This window comes from Hymenobacter sp. BT491, from assembly GCF_014349165.1.
Lineage (GTDB): Bacteria > Bacteroidota > Bacteroidia > Cytophagales > Hymenobacteraceae > Hymenobacter > Hymenobacter jejuensis.
On the sequence record NZ_JACSJJ010000003.1, the window covers coordinates 543,779 to 562,482 of the forward strand.

Below are 18,704 nucleotides of genomic sequence, written 5' to 3' on the forward strand. Positions count from 1 at the left end.
ATTTTCTTGCACTTACCTGATCTTCCTATCCGGGCGGCCCTGCCCGAGCTGCTGGCTACGCTAGGCGCTGCTAACTGCGTGATTTTGCAGGCGCCGCCCGGTGCCGGCAAAACTACCGTGGTGCCGCTGGCGTTGCTCGAAGCGCCGTGGATGCCGCCTACGGGCCGCATCATTGTGCTCGAACCGCGGCGTTTGGCGGCGCGGGCGGCGGCGGCGCGCATGGCCAAGCTGTTGGGCGAGCCGGTGGGGCAGACGGTCGGGTATCGGATGCGGTTGGAAAGCCGGGTTTCGGCCCAGACGCGCATCGAAGTTGTGACGGAAATTATTCTGACCCGGCAATTGCAGGACGACCCAGCGCTGGAAGGCGTAGCGGTAGTGCTGTTCGATGAGTTTCACGAGCGCAGCTTGCAGGCCGATTTAGGGTTGGCGCTGGCACTGGATTCGCAGGCGGTACTGCGGCCTGATCTGCGCCTGCTAGTAATGAGCGCCACCCTGGAAGCCGAACGGCTAGGCACTTGGCTTCAGGCGCCCGTAGTACGCAGCGCGGGCTTGCAGCACGCGGTCGGTACGCAGTACCTCGCTCCTACCCGCGCGGCGGCCGTGAGCAACCGGCCACACGAGCGACTAGCCACGCTCACGCCGCAGATCATCCGCGAAGCCCTCCAACGACACGCTACCAGCGACGTGCTCGTGTTTTTGCCTGGTTTTGCCGATCAGCGCCGCGTAGCAGAGCGGCTGGAAGGCACGCTGCCGCCTACCGTCGAGTTGCATGTGTTGCACGGCGAATTGCCAGCCGAGCAACAGGATGCCGCATTGCGCCCCGCGCCGGCTGGCCGACGCAAAATTGTATTGGCCACAAGCATTGCCGAAACCAGCCTCACCATCGAAGGGGTTACGATAGTAGTAGATGGCGGCTACGCCCGGGTGCCGCAGTTTGAGCCGCGCACGGGCCTGACTACGCTCGTTACCGTTCCGGTTAGCCAAGCCGCCGCCGACCAACGCCGGGGGCGGGCCGGGCGTTTGGGCCCCGGGACCTGCTACCGCCTCTGGACGGAGGCCGAACACGCACTGCTACCGCCGCATCTGCCTCCCGAAATTCTTACCGCCGACCTCAGCAGCCTAGCCATCGAGCTGGCGCTGTGGGGCGCTTACGATGCCAACACGTTGCGCTGGCTCGATGCCCCGCCGTCGGCCCCGCTGGCCCAGGCCCGTGACTTATTGGTGCGACTGGGTGCGCTGTTGCCTACCGGCCAACCGACACCTCACGGCCGCACGCTAGCAGGTTTGGGACTAGTTCCGCGGCTTGGGCATTTGGTGGTGCGCGGCCGGGAGGCAGGCCACGGCGCCACGGCCTGTGCCTTGGCCGCACTACTGACCGAACGCGACATTTTGCGGCTCAACGACGGTACCCTCACGCCGCCAGACTTGCGCCTGCGCTTGGAAGCTCTGGCTACGGGCCGCCCCCCCCTGCCCGGTTTGGTGCCCGATGCGGGGGCCTTACGCCGAGTACGCGAAGCAGCAGCAGTTCTGAGCAAGCGCGCGGGCGTGCCGGCCGGCGCGGCTCTTGAACCCGATATAGCCGGGTTGCTGGCGGCTCTCGCCTACCCAGATCGGCTTGCCCAGCGCGAAACGCCGGAACGCGTGCGCTTGGTCACGGGGCAGCGTGCGGCGCTGCCCGCCGAGTATTTTAGCCCAAGCGATGTATTTTTTGCTGCGGCTTACATCGATGGACCACCACACGCACCGCGCGCGGGGTTAGCAGCGCCGCTCGATCGGGCGGAGCTAGAAACGTATTTCGCCGATCTGATTGAAAACCAGGAAGAAGTGCGCTGGGACGAGCAGAACGGCCGGGTAGTAGCCCGCCGCATTCGGCGATTGGGGGCGTTGGTTCTTTCCGAAAATCAGTTGGCCCAACCTGACCCTGAGGCTTTGGCGGCGGCCCTGCTCGATGGGTTGCGCAGCCGCGGCATGGCGCGACTACCCTGGAGCGAAACGGCCCAGCAACTGCGCGAACGTCTGGCGTTTATGCATCATTGGCAGCCCGCCGCTTGGCCCGACGTAGCCGACGATGCGCTACTCGCGACCCTTCCCGAATGGCTTGGCCCCTACCTCACCAACGCCCGCACCTTGGCCGACATCAACAAAATCGACCTGAGCGAAGCACTACTCAACTGGTTGCCCGGTGGCTGGTCACAACGCCAAGAGCTCGACCGCTTGGCGCCCGCGCACCTCGAAGTCCCGACGGGCTCCCGCATCGCTTTAGACTACAGTGAGCCTGCCGCTCCTGTGCTGGCCGTGCGTCTGCAAGAGGTATTTGGGCTGCTGGATACGCCGCGGGTGGGCGGTGGCAGCGTTCCGCTTACGATTCATTTGCTTTCGCCGGCCCGGCGGCCGGTACAGGTCACGCGCGACCTGCGCAGCTTTTGGGCCACGGGCTACTTCGAAGTGCGCAAAGACTTACGCGGTCGCTACCCCAAACACTACTGGCCCGAAAACCCGTTGGAGGCCGAGCCCATCCGCGGGACGAAAAAGCAAAACGGAATGAAGTAAGTCGCCCTTATCGCGTTGCTTTACTAACTGCTAGGCCTTTACAGAAACCCTGCTTAGAAGATCGCAGGAGTATCCTGCGGAGCCTACTGGAACAGCAAGATGCCCGGCTCTGTGTTGAACCGGGCATCTTTTTAAATACCTGACAATCAACTATTTATTACGAAAAATCAGTAGGCTCGCCCAGATGAGCGAAGGCTTCGATTTCGTGGGTGATGTCTTGGAATTTTTTGCGGGCCATTTGGTAGGCTGGGCCGCCGAGTACCAAATGCACCGGCGGCTTTTCGAGGCGCACGAGGGCGTACATGGCTTCAGCCGCTTTCATGGGGTCACCGACTTGGTTTCCGCTACGCGATTGCGAGGCCTTAAGTCCTTCGCCTACAGTGCTTTCGTAATCGGCGATGGTATTGGGAGTGTAAGTAGCCGAGCCCCCGGCCCAGTTGGTACGAAAGGGTCCCGGCTCGACGTTGGTAACGTGTATGCCCAGCGGCCCAACCTGCGCGGCCAGTGCCTCGCCGATGCCTTCCAGGGCAAACTTGGAGCCGTTGTAGATGCCCGCGTGCGCCAGCCCAATGAGGCCCCCAACGGAAGTAATGTTGAGAATATGCCCCGTCTTGCGCTCACGCAGGTGTGGCAACACGGCCCGGAGCACGCGCAACGGACCGAACACGTTGACGTCGAATTGCCGCTGCGTTTCCTCTTCGGAGATTTCCTCGATGCTTCCCAACGAGCCATAGCCAGCATTGTTGACCACCACGTCGAGGTGACCGAACGCATCAAGCGCCTCTTGCACAGCTGTTTTCACCTGAGCCGGGTTGGTGACGTCAGCCACTACGCCGCGGCCGTTGCCTTTGGCATTTTTCGTGAATTCTTCCGCCTGTTCGGGCTTGCGGAAGGTAGCCACCACGCGGTCGCCCTTTTCAAGTAATACTTGGGTGAGCGCCTCGCCAAAACCGGAAGAAGCTCCCGTGATAAACCAAACTTTAGAATCGGTTGCCATTGAAATAAAAAGCTATTGTTGGATGAAGAGCCTGTAAAAGCTCTCAAAAGATTAACCCGGTGAGTTAAACTCGGGGAGAGAAAGCAAGTTTCAGCACTTAACACATCTACTTAATAATCAGTTATTTATATACAATACTTCGTTATCTAATAATCCGATTTGAACAGGCTTACTGGGTTATTCAAATCGGTTTAGCAGTAGCGACTTCTTTCCATTCCGATTTCCTTCGGCAAGGTCAGTTTTCGCACCTCACCGAAGCTGGTTTTTTACGTGTAACCAGCACGGCCGGCCGGCCGAATGATGTTGGTTTGCGCACGAAGACAACAGCTTGATAATGAAGAAGCCAACTTTTCGCCGTAGCTTTACCCGGCAATAAGCGGAACCTAACCTTCTTGTTGCCATGGCTGACCAGCTCGCCAAAATTGCCTTCGAGGCCCTCACGTACGACGACGTTCTCCTGCTACCTGCCTATTCGGAGGTATTGCCGCGCGACGCCGATCCCAGCTCCCAACTCACCCGGAATATTCGCCTGAAGCTGCCGTTTGTCTCGGCGGCCATGGATACCGTGACCGAAGCGGACATGGCCATTGCTATGGCGCAGGAAGGTGGAATTGGCATTATTCACAAGAACATGACCATCCGCAAGCAAGCCGAGTTGGTGCGCCGGGTGAAGCGCTCGGAGAGCGGAATGATCTTGGATCCCTTCACGCTGCAGGAAGACGCCACCATCGGCGACGCCAAGCAGCTCATGCACGATCACAAGATCGGCGGCATTCCGATTGTGGATCAGCAGCACCGCCTCAAAGGCATTCTGACCAACCGCGACCTGCGCTTCGAGAAGAACATGGGGCGTTCGGTGTTGGAAGTGATGACCAAAGAAAATCTGGTCACAGCAGCCACCGGCACCGATCTGGCTGTGGCAGAGGACATTCTGCAAGAGTCTAAGGTCGAGAAGCTTCCGGTCATTGATCAGAACGGCCGCCTTACCGGGCTCATCACCTACAAAGACATCCGCAAGCGCCGCCGCACACCTAACGCCTGCAAAGACACCTACGGCCGTCTGCGCGTAGGCGCCGCCGTGGGCGTAACGGCTGATTTGATGGAGCGGGTCACGGCGCTGGTTGAGGCTGGCGTTGATGTGGTGAGCGTTGACACCGCTCACGGCCACTCTAAAGGCGTGCTCGACGCCGTGCGCAATCTCAAGCAGCGCTTCCCCAACCTCGAAGTAATTGCCGGCAACGTGGCCACGGCCGAAGGGGCTCGCGCCCTCGCCGATGCCGGCGCCGATGCCGTGAAAGTCGGCGTAGGGCCAGGTTCTATTTGCACCACCCGCATTATCGCCGGCATTGGGGTGCCGCAGCTTTCGGCCGTGCTCGAAGCCGCTCGTGGGCTGGAAGGCACTGGCGTTCCGCTGATTGCGGACGGTGGCGTAAAATTCTCCGGCGATGCCGTGAAAGCGCTGGCCGCAGGCGCTTCTTCCATCATGATCGGCTCGCTACTAGCGGGCACTGAAGAGGCTCCTGGCGATATTATTATTTACGAAGGCCGCAAGTTCAAGTCGTATCGCGGCATGGGCTCAGTGGAGGCCATGGAAGACGGCTCGAAAGACCGGTATTTCCAGGATGCCGAAGACGACATCAAGAAACTAGTGCCGGAAGGCATTGTGGGCCGCGTACCGTTTAAAGGGGGTGCCGGCGAAGTGCTTTACCAGCTGGCGGGCGGCCTGCGGGCCGGCATGGGCTACTGCGGCGCCGCCACCATCGAAACACTTCAGCAAGCGCGCATGGTGCGCATTACCAATGCCGGATTGCGGGAGAGCCACCCGCACGACGTACAAATCACCAGCGAAGCTCCTAATTACAGCAGCCGTTAAACTCACTTCTGCGTAACGCCTAAAAAAACCGATGGCCGACAAAGCCGTCGGTTTTTTAGTTTTGTCCTCCTGTTAGCTTCAAGCAATTGCTGACTTTAACAACTGCTGAATTGGTACAGACGCTGTATCTTGGCAGTCCTTTTAAACTTTTCCTCTGCTCTGTGCATCCTATTGCACTTAATTTAGTTCGATGCCTTTTCGCAAGACGCTGAGTAATGCAATGCTGCCGTTCACGGTTGTGAGTTGGATGGTGTTGTTAATCAGCACGCTGCTTCATACCAGTTCTGCGGTGGCCAGTCGATTCGGCCAATCTCCGGAGTGGGTGACGCTGGTGGCGCAGGCAGCTTTTGCCGCCGGCGTTTTCATATACCAGCGCAGTCAGCCTGAAACTCTTCGCGGCACCGATTTCGTGGGGTTGCTGCGCCGCCTCGTGTTAGGCCCGGGGCTGCTGGCAAGCGTATGCGTAGGGCTGCACCTGCTGGAGCGCCTGATTCAGTATAAGCTACCAACCGATAGCAAGGTTTTCTTCTCTGTTATCTATACCGTTAACCTAGGGTTATTTGTGGTGCTGCTGGCCTACACCACTTACTCCTGGCGCTGTTTGGTTCTGTTTCGCTCTACTCAGCGCTTGCGGCGCGAATGGGAGCTATTTGAAGTGTTGCTGGGTGCTACGCTTCTGTTTCGCCTGCTCAACTGGGCACCGCCAGCGCCAATCGCATACGCCATTGTTAGCGGGTTGGCCCTGTATGGCGTGTATTTGAGCGGCAACCAAAAGTGGGTTGCCTATCTGAACCGGCGGCAGAAGTGGGAGGTGGTATTTTTGCAACTGGCCTTGCTGCTCTGCATGGGCGTATTCGTCGTGTATTTCCTGCGCATCGAACACGACCCCAAGCTTGTGGCACCCGCGCCGCAGCATGCCTTTTTGCTGCTCACGGTATTTTTTGCCGCTTTCTACTCTCTGACGGGCTTGCTGGTCACGTTCTTCAATCTGCCGACGGCGGGTGTTTTCGAACAGAAGCGGGAAGAGATCCTGAGTTTGCAGCGCCTTACGCAACTCATTCAGAAAGGCCAAACCGAAGAGGAAGTGTACAGCATGCTTTTCGACTCGGCGATCCAGACGGTGGACGCCGATGCGGCTTGGCTTGATGTAGACGAAAGCGACACCTACCGCGGCCAGCATTACAACATCAGCATTGATCAAAGCAATGCCATCCGGGCCCTGCTCGCCGACTACAACCTAGGCCACATCGAATACCTCAACAACGACCTGACCAACAGCACCGGCTTTCGAGCCCTGGAGCTGCCGTTTGGGTCGCTGATTGTCATGCCCTTGCGGTCGTCGAAACGGCAATACGGGTCACTGTACATGCTCAAGGAGCAACGGCAGGGCTTTGACCGGGAAAACCTAGGGATTTTGCAAACCTTTACTAGTCAGACCATTCTGAGTATTGAGAATTTGCAACTCGTGGCAGCTTCCATCCAGAACGAGCGCGTAAAGGAGGAGCTTAAAATTGCTTCTTCCGTTCAGGAAAGCCTGATACCCAAGGATTTGCCTATCGACAACTGGTTCGAGATCAGTTCGCACGCCTTGGCGGCCAAAGAAGTAGGTGGCGACTTCTACGACTTTCTGCACTTGCCCGGCCAACGGCTGGCCATCCTCATCGGCGACGTTTCGGGGAAAGGTATCACGGCGGCTTTTCACATGGCCCAGATGAAAGGCATCTTCCACGCGCTGATGCAGGAAAACCCACTGGCCCGCGACGAACGCGAAAAGTTTCTGGCGCCCAGCAAGTTTATGTCGCAGGCCAACCGTGCCTTGGTGCACTGCCTAGAGCGGTCGTCGTTTATTACGGCGGCGCTGTACATCATTGATTATGAAAACGGTGGCTTCGTCTTTGCCCGCGCCGGGCACTGCCATACTTTGTATTACCATTCCATTAAGGAAGAAGTCTCGTATTTCCGTACGGCGGGGTTGGGCTTGGGCATCATTCGCAACGACAGCTACGAGAAGCACATCAAAAACCAATTCTACGATTACAACCCCGGCGACGTCATGGTGATTTACACCGATGGCATCGTAGAGGCGCGAGGTGCTAACAAAGAAGAATACGGCGAAGAACGGCTGAAAAAAATGCTGGAGCTCGCCTATTATTTAGAGGCCGACGAGATCAAACAACGCATTCTAGCCGATCTGGCCGAGTTTAGCCGTGGCCAGCCCATTCACGACGACCAAACGCTGCTGGTTATCAAGTTCAGAGCGGCTCAACCCGACAGTTTAAGTTAACGTAGAGACGAGGCATGAAAATAACGCAACAACCCACCGACGACACCCTTATTCTCAGCTTGGATGGCGAACTAGATGCTAGCTCGTCCGTACTACTTGATACTGAGCTTTCGAAATCTGAAATCCTGAGTAACAAGAAGGTTCTGATTGACTGTCAACGCCTTAACTACATTTCATCTGCTGGACTGGGAGTATTTATCTCTCACTTGCAGCGCTTTCAGGACGCGTCTGTAAAGCTGATCTTCTTCAATATGCAGGAAAAGGTCCACAATGTGTTCGAGATTTTGGGGCTGGATTCTTTGATGACTATCGTTCCATCGCAGGCCGAGGCTACCGCCATTTAATTACCAGAGGGGTATCGCGGGAATGAAAAATGCAATCCGAGTAAGCTGCACACGCCGAAACCTGAAGGTCGTGCGCGATTTTGTGAGCGAATATTTGTCGACTTACAAGCTGTCGGATTTGCACATCAACCAAATCGTGCTGGCCGTAGATGAAGTAGTGGCCAACCTCATCATCCATGCGAATGGCGAAGATGAAAACAAGTTTCTGAATTTAACGCTAGACGTTGATAATCAGACCATTGAGATTGAGATCGAGGACAACAGCACTATTTCCTATGTGCCTTCTACCTTCCGCGACCCTGACCTACAGGAGTACATCCGCACGGGGCGGAAAGGCGGAGTAGGCATGGCCTTGGTCAACCGCATCATGGACCGCGTAGAATTCGTCACAACGGGAACCCATAACGTCTGCCGTTTGTACAAACGGATAAGCTAACTCTACTTACAGGCATTGCTTATGGCGAGCACCTCAGCTACGGGGTGCTCGTTTTGTATCTAAGTAGCTGATCTTTCGGCCGCGCCGGGCCGAAAAAAATCCGTAAAATTGCATCAGTCAGTAGTCCGGCGTATGCTGCCGGAGTGCTTGGCACATCGAAGTTTCTTCTTCCCTGTATGCACAAACGCGTTCTGTACGCTGGCTTCATGGCCGGCGCGCTACTGGCCGGATGCCAGGCCTCCAAGTCATCTACCACCGCCAAACAGCCTGTTATCGAAACTCTGGGTACCCAACCGGTGCCAGCGGCGGAATTTGCTTACGTCTACCGCAAAAACAACAGCACCGCGCCCGACTTCGGCACGCGGGCCAGCGTTACGGAATATCTGGACCTGTATACCAACTTCAAGCTGAAAGTGCTGGAAGCCGAGCAACGCGGCCTCGACACCACCCAGGCTTTTAAGCGGGAGTTGGATGGCTACAAGCAACAGTTGGCTCAACCTTACCTGACTGAGAAAAGCGTCACCGACCAACTGGTACGGGAAGCTTACGATCGGATGAGCAAAGAAATCAACGCCTCGCATATCCTGATCCGGGTTACGCCCGACGCCGACCCTAAAGACACGCTGGCGGCTTATCAGAAAGTGGTGGCCTTGCGGCAGCGCGTGCTTGGCGGCGAGGATTTCAATAAAGTGGCCCGCGAAACTTCTGAGGACCCTTCGGCCCGCGAAAATGGCGGCCGGTTGGGTTATTTTACGGCCATGCAAATGGTGTATCCGTTTGAAACGGCGGCTTATAAAACGCCGGTAGGTCAAGTATCGCAGCCGATTCGCACGAAATACGGCTACCACATCATCAAAGTCAACGATGCGCGCCCGGCTCAGGGCGAGATCAAAGTAGCGCATCTTATGATTCGGGCGACGCCGGGCATGCCGGCTGCCGACTCGGTTACGGCCAAAAAGAAGATTGACGAACTGTATGCACGCCTCAAGCGCGGTGAAAACTGGGACAAGCTGGTTACGCAGTTTTCGGAAGATGCCGGCTCTGCGACCAATGGCGGCGAGTTGCCCCCTTTCGGCACCAATCGCATGATTCCGAGCTTTGAAGAAGCGGCTTTTAAGCTCCAGAAAAAAGGAGATTTGTCGGCTCCGGTGCAAACACCTTATGGCTGGCACATCATCAAACTCATTGAAAAACAGACCGTTCCGAGTTTCGAAGCCATGGAGCCGACGCTAAAAAGCAAGGTTTCCAAAGATTCACGCTCTGAGCTTAACCGCACGGCATTCCTCAAGCGCATTCGCACTGAGAACAACTTCACGGAGAATGCCGCGGCGAAAGACTACGTATTTGCAAAAGCTGACACCACGCTGACCAGCGGCCGATTTAAGTACACGCCAGCCCCGAAAGATAAGCTGGCCAATGCCTCGCTTTTCACCATTAAGGGCAAGCCTTACCTGACGAAAGATTTTCTGGCCTACGCACAGCAAAACCAGCACCCCCGCGCAGGCTCAGAGCCGCGCTATGCCATGCAACTGCTTTATGATCAGTATGTTGATCAGAGCCTAACGGATTTTGAAAAGGCCAACCTCGAAAATAAGTACGAGGACTATCGCATGCTGGTGAAAGAGTACCGTGACGGCATTCTGCTGTTCCAGCTCATGGATGAGAAGGTGTGGTCGAAGGCGATTGAAGACACGGTAGGTCTGCAAAAATTCTTTGCCGCCAACCAATCTAATTACCAATGGGAGCCCCGCGTGCAGGCTACCGTAATCAGTGCGGCGACGCCTCAGGTACTGGCGCAAGCCAAAGCATCGCTTGCCGTAGGCCGCTATCAGGTGGTGCGCAACGTGCCGGCGGCGGCTACTTTCAAAACCGGAAGCACGGACCTAGCCTCGGGTAGCTCGCTGAGTCTTGACCAGCTCGCCAACCGCTTGGCCACCGACGAAGCGCTTACGGTAGAGATAACCGGCCACGTAAAGCGAGGGGAAACCCCTACGTTAGCAGGTCGCCGGGCCGATAAAGTAGCCGCTTATCTGACCACAAAGGGAATTGATAAAACGCGCATCCGAACGGTCGCGGCCACCAAACCCACTGTAGCTACCGCTTCCTTTGCCCTGACAAGCAGCAGCACTGCTGCCTTAGAAGATGCATTGAACAAGCAGAACCCGCTGGCTGTGCAGATCATGCAGCGCAGCTTTCAGAAGGGCGATAACAAAGCCGTAGACGAGGTAACAAGCAAAGGACCAGGCACTTACAACGTGCAGAAAGACGGGCGTTACTACGCTGTCACAATTGAAAAGGTATTGCCCGCCGGTCCTAAAACATTAGCGGAGGCCCGTGGCCAGGCCACTTCCGATTACCAGAATTATCTGGAGAAGGAATGGATTGCGCAGTTACGCCAGCGTTACCCGGTTACCATCAACCAAGCCGAAGCAGATAAATTAATTACCAAGTAATTGATTGATAATCAATAATTTACAAAAGAGCTCCGACAAACGCCGGAGCTCTTTTGTTATGGAGCAGCAAATAGGCAACACTCGTCCGTGCAACGAATATGCAAAGGGCGGTCTCTTTGCCGAAGTAGCCCGAGCCGCATTGGAGCCTAACTTGCTGTTTTTGTCAGAGAAAGGATTTATGTTGAAATTTACGGGCGGCTTTTTGCGTTTCAAAAGCTGGTCGGTTCGTGCGGCAAACTCACCGGCACGATCATTACTTTTTTAGATTCCATGACTCAATTTTTTCGTTTGTCGGTTCGTGTGGTTCTGCTCAGTGTGGGGCTGCTAGCTGGCACGGTGTTTACAAGCTTTGCGCAGCTCGGCGTGGGTCGTCCGGTGGGGCGCAAAATCGTAGACGGCATCATCGTGAAGGTCGATAACCAGATTGTACTGCGCTCCGATTTGGAAGGTGCTTACGCTCAAGAAGTTGCACGGGCTGAAGGCAAACCGCTTCCCCCCGATACCCAGTGCCGCATTTTGCAGGGCATGGTGCTCAACAAGCTCATGCTAGCCAAGGCCGAAACCGACTCCGTGGTCGTCAGCGACGACAAAGTAAAGAGCGAGCTCGATCGTCGGATGGCGTATTTTGTGCAGCAGATCGGCTCGGAGCAGAAGCTGGAAGAATACTATCACAAGCCGTTGCGGCAATTGAAGGAGGATTTGCGCCCGCAGGTTAAGGAACAGCTCGTGCAGCAGGAAATGCAAGAGCAAATTGCGGGCAAGGTCACCGTGACGCCTCGCGAAGTAAAACAGTACTTCAACCGCATTCCGAAAGACAGCTTGCCTTATTTTTCTACGGAAGTAGAAGTAGGTCAGATTATTAAGTTTGCGCAGGTCAATCAGAAAGCCAAGCAGGCTACCATTGCCAAACTCAACGAGTTACGCGCCCGCATCCAAGCAGGAGAAGATTTTGCTACGCTGGCCAAGCAGTTTTCGCAAGACCCCGGCTCGGCCGCAGAAGGCGGGTATCTGGGTTTCTTCAAGCGCCATGAACTGGTACCGGAGTACGAAGCAGCGGCGCTACGCTTAGAGCCCGGTCAGATGTCGCCGGTAGTAGAGTCGCAGTTTGGCTTCCACCTTATCCAACTCATTGAGCGCAAGGGCGAAACATTTAGCACACGACATATCTTGCTGAAGCCGGAAACGGGCGGAAACGATGTCAACGAAGCCGCTACCCAGCTCGAAAAGATCCGGAAGCGTATCCTGTCCGACAGCATTAGCTTTGCAAAAGCCGCCAAGGATTTCTCCGATGACAAAAGCACCAGCGGCAATGGCGGTTTGCTGCAAAACCGCGCCGACAACAGCTCTTACTTGCCGCTCGACAAGATCGATCCTGCTATTTTCTTCACTATCGACACGATGAAAGTGGGGCACATCACCAAGCCCCTGCCCTATCGTACCGACGACGGCAAAGATGCCATGCGCATCATCTGGCTGAAGGCAAACCGCCCGCCGCACCAAGCCAACCTCACCGACGACTACCAGAAAATAGCCGCCGCCGCTCTGAACGAGAAGAAAAACAAGGCGTTGGATGAGTGGTTTGAGAAGAACCGCACCGGCGTATTCATCGACGTCGATCCGCAATACGCCGATTGTAAGCTCCTGAATTCTGCGCTTTAAGTTACACGGCAGGTTGTGGGTAGCGGGTCAGAAGCCTTCTGACCCGCTACCCACAACCTGCTTATTTTCTGACTGTTAGCAATTACTTACCGATAACTACCCCGGATGCGCACATTCTCTTCTGACAAAGAAGCCGCCGACGCGCTGGCTGCCTCGTATCGTACGCTGCGCCAGGAAATCGGCAAAGTTATCATCGGCCAAGACGAAGTAGTGCGCCTCGTGCTGACGGCCGTTTTTTCGCAGGGTCATTGCCTGCTGGTAGGCGTGCCGGGCTTGGCCAAAACGCTGCTTATCCAGACCATTGCCGACTCGCTTGACCTGTCGTTCAACCGCATTCAGTTCACGCCCGACCTGATGCCTTCGGATATCGTTGGTTCTGAGACACTTACTCAACAGCGCGATTTCCAGTTCGTGCACGGACCGGTGTTTGCCAACATCGTGCTGGCCGACGAAATCAACCGGACGCCGCCCAAAACGCAGGCGGCGCTGCTGGAAAGCATGCAGGAATACGCCGTGACGGTGGCCGGCAAGCGCTATTCGCTGGAGCGCCCGTTCTTTGTGTTGGCCACGCAAAACCCTATCGAGCAGGAAGGCACGTACCCACTGCCAGAAGCTCAGCTCGACCGCTTTATGTTCAACATCGAACTGGGTTATCCGAGCTATGAAGCTGAGCTTCAGATTGTAAAGAACACCACTTCCGATACCAAGCCCACGATCAGCAAGATTTTGCACGCCGATGATATTCAGGCGTATCAGCACTTGGTGCGCCGCGTGCCGGTGGCCGATAATGTGGTGGAATACGCTGTAAGCTTGGTGCACAAAACGCGGCCCAACACCGACCGGGCAGGCGCACGCGTAAGTCAACTGTTAGAATGGGGCGCTGGTCCACGGGCTTCGCAACATCTCATTGTGGGGGCCAAATGCAATGCACTGCTCAACGGTAAATATTCGCCGGATATTGAGGACGTACGCGCCGTGGCCTTGCCTATTTTGCGTCATCGCTTGGTGCGCAATTTCAAAGCCGAAGCCGAGGGCATTACCGTAGAACAAATCATAAAAGAGTTGCTTTAAGCCAGTTAGCAGTCACCTGCAAACAGTTAAATAAAAATTTCATGGAAGTTCCCGGTTACTACCAACAGTTCGAGCGCAACGTTGAAATCACTCTGGATGCTTTGCGTGCCGGGCTCGATGTGCGCACTACGCCACTGGAAGTGTCTTTGCCGCTGGAAGTATACGTGCTCTGCGAAGTGCTCAACGCTGGTGGCGCACAATACCGCCTCACTACAGACGGTTTAGCCCGTTTGGCTGAATTTGAGCAACAGTACATGCAGCATGAGTCCGAAACCGAGGCCATTATGCGTCGCATTCTGGAAGATAAAAAGTCTTTCATGCGCACGCCCGAAGGCCGCGTCTTGACGAAGGAAATGCTCATTCGCCGCCTCGAGTACTTCAACGAAACGGCGCGCCTCGTCAACGTCATGCGTACTCAGCAGGCATTGGGCAGCCCTGTGCAATACAAACACCCCCATTTGCAAGGCCTGGCTGTGAAAAAGTAGTCTGAACCACGGATTGGTGCGGATTGGACGGAATTCGCGGATTTTGTTACTAATTCGCAATCAGTTGCCAGCCAGTGCCTTATGCACATTATACTAAACAAAAAAGCCACTGCATCCGCAGTGGCTTTTTTGTTTCTCAACGTAGGGTTAATAAAAAATAAGACAGCTACAAAATCCGCGAATTCCGTCTAATCCGCACCAATCCGTGGTTCAGACCATGTGCCCTGCATCCGCTTCGCGGATTTTGGTGTGCCCGTCTTTGGAATGCTCGACGGCCAACTGACCTTCTGGTTCTTGCTTTAGTTCGCTCGGTACCTCGTCGCCGTCGGGGCCTTTGGATACGGTGGTGCCACCGTCCACGAAGTAAAGGGCACCGGTCACGTAGCTGGCTTCGTCGGAAGCGATAAATGCGTACACATTGGCGACTTCTTCGGTAGTGCCGCGGCGGCCCATGGGCGTACCGGCCACCAGTCCTTTTTCCATTTTGGCAGTCATGGGGCCAGTTTCTTTGTGCGTCCAGGCAGTATCAATAGGGCCTGGGCACACGCAGTTGGCGCGTACGCCGTTGCGGGCCTGCTCTACAGCTACGCCGCGCATAAACGCGTGCACCCACCCTTTGGAGGCACCATAAGGCGAGTTCTGCGCCAACCCGATCTCCCCTGATTCGGAACCGGCCGACACGACGTTGCCGCGGGTTTTCTGCAAATACGGCATAGCAGCTCTGGTCATCATAAACGTCGAATACACGTTGTTTTTGATGAGGTACTCAAACGCTTCCACCGGATAAGTATCTATGGTAGAAGTAGTTGGGAAAACACCCGCATTATTAATTAAGATATCTAGCTTGCCAAACTGCTCAACGGCCAGTTTTACGCACGCTTCCGCCGTCTGCTGATGCGAAACATCCCCAGTGAAGGCTACAGCCCGGCCACCGGCGGCCGTAATTTCATCTACCACTGCCCGCACCGGATCTTCCACGAAGCCTGCTACAACTACAGCCGCCCCTTCGCGCGCAAATTTTTTACAAATGGCTTCGCCAATACCGGTACCGCCGCCCGTAACAATGGCGACTTTGCCTTCGAGTCTTCCCTGCATAGTCATATTCGTTTTTTTAAGGTTTGGTAGAACAGAACGCGTATAAAATCAGCGAGCCGAAAGCGTCGCCAACCCTAGAACTTAACGGGCAGTTGCACCGCAGGTTACCGCGGTGGCCCAAACCAATTCTGACACCAACGCCTTGTTTAGCCGTAAGCAAACGGACCCGCGCGCCATCTTCTATGCCTTCTGTTGTCTCGCCTCCTCCAGTTCCGTCGCTGTCGCCCATCCGCACGTCGCGCCTGACGATACGGCCTTATTCGGCCTTGGACGAAGCCGTATTTTTTGCCTTGCTCGACAGGAATCGGGGCCGGCTGCACCGCGCTTTTCCTTCGCGGGTGGCGGCGGTAAAAGCCGTTACGGATGCCCAGCGCGTGCTGCGCATTTTTGCGCACGACTGGCAAGCAGGCCGTTTGTATGCATTTGGCATCTGGAACGCAGCCACTGCTCAATATGTAGGTGATATCAGCCTGAAGCCAAACTGGGCCCGGCCGGTTACGGCTGAGATTGGTTACTACCTCGACGCCGACGCCGAAGGAAACGGGTACGCCCGCGAAGCCCTCGAAGCGGCTGTGCATTTCGGCTTCACCAGCACCATCAGCGCCGAGCGGCTTACCATCCGGTGCTACGCCGATAACCCGCGCAGCTTTGCAGTGGCGCTGCATGCAGGCTTTAAGCAATTGGCAGTCAGGCCGCGGCTCTGGCCGTTACGCTCGGATGCCAAACCGGAGATTCTGCATTTTTCCCTGCACAAGACCACTTACCAGCAGGCTCACTGAGCGAAGCGAACCCGCTTGCCGATATTCCCCAGCAGCCATTCCTGCCGGAAGTTCAGGTAGATGCCGGCCGCAAACTCGGTGCTACGGGCCTGGAAGTCGTATACCGGTTCTACATGCACCGTGATGGCGGCCGCTTCGCCCAACGAAAAATCACGCATTAGCCTCAGAATCAGGATGCGGCGGTTGGCTTCAGTATACGTAGGGTTGGCCACCGTACGCGACGCGGACTGGTACAAGTCGCCGCCCAGGGGAGCAATAAATTTATTGCCTTGCCAATAGCTGAGCATTACATCGAGGTAGCGCGTTTCGGCCGTGGCGTTGAGGTAGAGGCCGGCCCCGCGCTTGTAGGGCAACAAGTACGCAAACGACTTGTCGTAATACCCTGTTACATAAGCATTTATACGATAGGCGGTTTTGCTGTTTCTGGGCTGATATCGCGCAACAAGGCCCGTAGCACCGTTGAATAGCGTTTGCAACGGTCGGTCAATGGTGTCAATCTGGCCGCCGTGGTGCGTGGCGGTGAATTGCACGGGCAACGTTAGAGTCACGCGACTGTCGTCGCCGGTAAGGCGGATGTTGCCGCTCAGTCCGCCCGCAATCTCTTCCTGGTAATTGCTATAGCGGTACTGCTGCCGTTGCCAATCGACCCACACATCCAGCCCAACCCGGTCGCCGGTGTAGCGGTATTGCAAGCCTTCTTCCAGCGGCCGCAGAATCACACGCTCAAAGTTGAACAACGGCTCGATGTATCCGTGACTAAGGTGCGGCCGAATGTTGCCAAACAGGAACTCGCTGCGATTCTTGGTGTAGGTCGCTCTGAATGTGGGCCTTACCTGTTGCAGCCGCGGGCTGCCGAAATCCTTCCACAGAAACACGCCACCTTCCAGCCTCAAATTAGGCGTCGGATAATAGACAAACTGCGGATTGATCTGGGTGCCGAAAAGCGTGTAGCCATCGGCGATTTTGTTGAAGTACTCGTTGTCTTTAAAAAAGGTGAAGCAGTAAACTGAGAGCCGTAAGTCACCGGCTTCTGCCACCGGATATGTTTTGGGAATTACGCCGCCTACAGAATCTTTTGCTACCTGCTGACCATAATCCGGATCGCGTGCATAGTGTATTTGCCGCGCTGCACCTGGTCTGGGTTCGACAAATGCCCGGTTGTCCAGTTGTCCCAAAACCGCTTCCGAACTGCCCAACCAAGCTAGTAAGGTCAGTATCAGAATAGTACGCGCCGGCAGAATTGACAAAATTTTTAGCATAGAAGCTTACCCTCAATCCCAGCAAATTTTTTTAGCATTGCGGGCACAAAATATAGAGCCGCCGTGTTAACAAAAGCCGGCCCGAAACAGCGGCTGCACTCGGTACATGAGATGTACTGAGCGATTGGACGACCGGCCAAAAAAGCGTAATTTCACCAAACCTAAGAAATTCTATAAACCCCTCCCAAATGGCTGCAACCACAGACAAAGCCGTTGCCAATCCGGTCTCCGAGAAAATGAAGGCCCTTCAGCTCACCATGGATAAGCTGGACAAGGCATTCGGCAAAGGCACCGTGATGAAGCTGAGCGACAACAAGATCGGCGACATTCCGTCGATTAGCACAGGCTCACTCGGCCTCGACATTGCGCTCGGCATTGGCGGCTTGCCCAAAGGCCGTGTTGTTGAAATCTACGGCCCAGAATCGTCGGGTAAGACTACGCTCACGATGCACTGCATTGCAGAAGCGCAGAAAAAAGGTGGCGTTGCCGCTTTCATCGACGCCGAGCACGCCTTCGACAAGAGCTACGCTGAAAAGCTGGGCATCGACACCGAAAACCTGCTCATCGCGCAGCCCGACAATGGAGAGCAAGCTCTGGAAATCGCTGACCAGCTGATTTCTTCGGGTGCTATCGACATCATTGTAATTGACTCCGTAGCTGCTCTGGTGCCAAAAGGTGAACTGGAAGGCGACATGGGTGACTCGAAAATGGGTTTGCACGCCCGTTTGATGAGCCAAGCCCTGCGTAAGCTGACCGGCACAATCAACAAAACCGGCTGCTGCTGCATTTTCATCAACCAGTTGCGCGAGAAGATCGGCGTGATGTTCGGTAACCCCGAAACGACGACCGGTGGTAACGCGCTGAAATTCTACGCTTCCGTGCGCCTCGACATCCGTCGGATTGGCCAAATCAAGGAAGACAAAGACAACGTAACCGGCAACCGCACGAAAGTGAAGGTGGTGAAGAACAAAGTAGCGCCGCCCTTCAAAGTGGTCGAGTTCGACATCATCTATGGCGAAGGCATCTCCAAAATCGGTGAGATCCTGGACCTGGGCGTTGACATGGGCATTATTGCTAAGTCGGGCTCGTGGTTCTCGTACAACGGCGACCGTTTGGGCCAAGGCCGTGAAGGTGTGAAAACCATTCTGCACGACAACCCCGAACTGGCCGACGAAATCGAGAAGAAGATTCGCGACATGGTGAAAGGCGAGCCTGCTGCTGCCTTAGCTGCGATTCCTACCGACGAGTCGATCGCGGACGAAGACGAATAAACTTCGGCGCTTTCCTTCAAAAAGCCTCCCCAGCTAGCTGGGGAGGCTTTTTTACAACCAATTGACTATCAAATACTTGTGTTTATATCTTTTTCCCGGCTTCCGTTGTTTGCTTGGTATCAAGCCGGTCAGGGAATTTTAGCCAACC

Annotated in this window: 14 protein-coding genes; 11 read left to right on the plus strand and 3 right to left on the minus strand. The window is 55.6% G+C overall.

Features of this window, described 5'->3' with window-relative positions; all coding sequences use genetic code 11:
* Positions 1-6 precede the first annotated feature (6 nt).
* Positions 7-2,550, plus strand: a complete 2,544-nt coding sequence (hrpB, locus tag H9I52_RS13840; RefSeq protein ID WP_187454346.1) for an ATP-dependent helicase HrpB — start codon at positions 7-9, stop codon at positions 2,548-2,550.
* 157 nt (positions 2,551-2,707) lie between these two features.
* Here the strand turns inward: hrpB and H9I52_RS13845 are convergent, their stop codons facing one another.
* Positions 2,708-3,547 carry an oxidoreductase gene (locus H9I52_RS13845; RefSeq protein WP_187454347.1) on the minus strand — a complete coding sequence of 280 codons (840 nt, stop codon included), beginning with the start codon at positions 3,545-3,547 and terminating at the stop codon, positions 2,708-2,710.
* 400 nt (positions 3,548-3,947) lie between these two features.
* Between H9I52_RS13845 and guaB the strand changes: the two genes are divergently transcribed.
* The 8 genes from guaB (at position 3,948) to H9I52_RS13885 (ending at position 14,152) form a co-directional block, all read left to right on the plus strand.
* Positions 3,948-5,420, plus strand: coding sequence for an IMP dehydrogenase (gene guaB / locus H9I52_RS13850; protein WP_187454348.1), 1,473 nt, complete (start codon positions 3,948-3,950; stop codon positions 5,418-5,420).
* 190 nt (positions 5,421-5,610) lie between these two features.
* Positions 5,611-7,704: a PP2C family protein-serine/threonine phosphatase gene (locus H9I52_RS13855; RefSeq protein WP_187454349.1), complete on the plus strand. Its 2,094-nt coding sequence runs from the start codon at positions 5,611-5,613 to the stop codon at positions 7,702-7,704.
* Between the two features lie 14 nt (positions 7,705-7,718).
* Positions 7,719-8,048 (plus strand): STAS domain-containing protein, encoded by a 330-nt coding sequence (locus tag H9I52_RS13860; RefSeq protein WP_187454350.1) that lies wholly within the window; start codon positions 7,719-7,721, stop codon positions 8,046-8,048.
* A 22-nt stretch (positions 8,049-8,070) separates the two neighbouring features.
* Entirely contained in the window at positions 8,071-8,484 is a 414-nt protein-coding gene (locus H9I52_RS13865; protein WP_139515994.1) for an ATP-binding protein, read from the plus strand.
* A 176-nt stretch (positions 8,485-8,660) separates the two neighbouring features.
* On the plus strand, positions 8,661-10,937 hold the full coding sequence (locus H9I52_RS13870; RefSeq protein WP_187454351.1) for a peptidylprolyl isomerase: 2,277 nt from the start codon (positions 8,661-8,663) through the stop codon (positions 10,935-10,937).
* A gap of 270 nt (positions 10,938-11,207) precedes the next feature.
* Positions 11,208-12,596: a peptidylprolyl isomerase gene (locus tag H9I52_RS13875; RefSeq protein WP_139515992.1), complete on the plus strand. Its 1,389-nt coding sequence runs from the start codon at positions 11,208-11,210 to the stop codon at positions 12,594-12,596.
* Positions 12,597-12,701: 105 nt separating this feature from the next.
* Positions 12,702-13,667, plus strand: a complete 966-nt coding sequence (locus tag H9I52_RS13880; RefSeq protein ID WP_139515991.1) for an AAA family ATPase — start codon at positions 12,702-12,704, stop codon at positions 13,665-13,667.
* A gap of 41 nt (positions 13,668-13,708) precedes the next feature.
* Positions 13,709-14,152, plus strand: a complete 444-nt coding sequence (locus H9I52_RS13885) for a hypothetical protein (RefSeq protein ID WP_187454352.1) — start codon at positions 13,709-13,711, stop codon at positions 14,150-14,152.
* Positions 14,153-14,362: 210 nt separating this feature from the next.
* Here H9I52_RS13885 and H9I52_RS13890 read toward each other — a convergent pair whose 3' ends face one another.
* Positions 14,363-15,247 carry an SDR family NAD(P)-dependent oxidoreductase gene (locus H9I52_RS13890; RefSeq protein ID WP_187454353.1) on the minus strand — a complete coding sequence of 295 codons (885 nt, stop codon included), beginning with the start codon at positions 15,245-15,247 and terminating at the stop codon, positions 14,363-14,365.
* Between the two features lie 182 nt (positions 15,248-15,429).
* On the opposite strand from H9I52_RS13890, the gene H9I52_RS13895 reads away from it, so the two are divergent.
* Entirely contained in the window at positions 15,430-16,026 is a 597-nt protein-coding gene (locus H9I52_RS13895; RefSeq protein WP_187454354.1) for a GNAT family N-acetyltransferase, read from the plus strand.
* Here the strand turns inward: H9I52_RS13895 and H9I52_RS13900 are convergent.
* Positions 16,020-17,285, minus strand: a complete 1,266-nt coding sequence (locus tag H9I52_RS13900; RefSeq protein WP_187454355.1) for a hypothetical protein — start codon at positions 17,283-17,285, stop codon at positions 16,020-16,022. The genes H9I52_RS13895 and H9I52_RS13900 overlap by 7 nt on opposite strands.
* Positions 17,286-17,473: 188 nt before the next feature.
* Between H9I52_RS13900 and recA the strand changes: the two genes are divergently transcribed.
* Entirely contained in the window at positions 17,474-18,556 is a 1,083-nt protein-coding gene (recA, locus tag H9I52_RS13905) for a recombinase RecA (protein ID WP_139515986.1), read from the plus strand.
* Positions 18,557-18,704 lie beyond the last annotated feature (148 nt).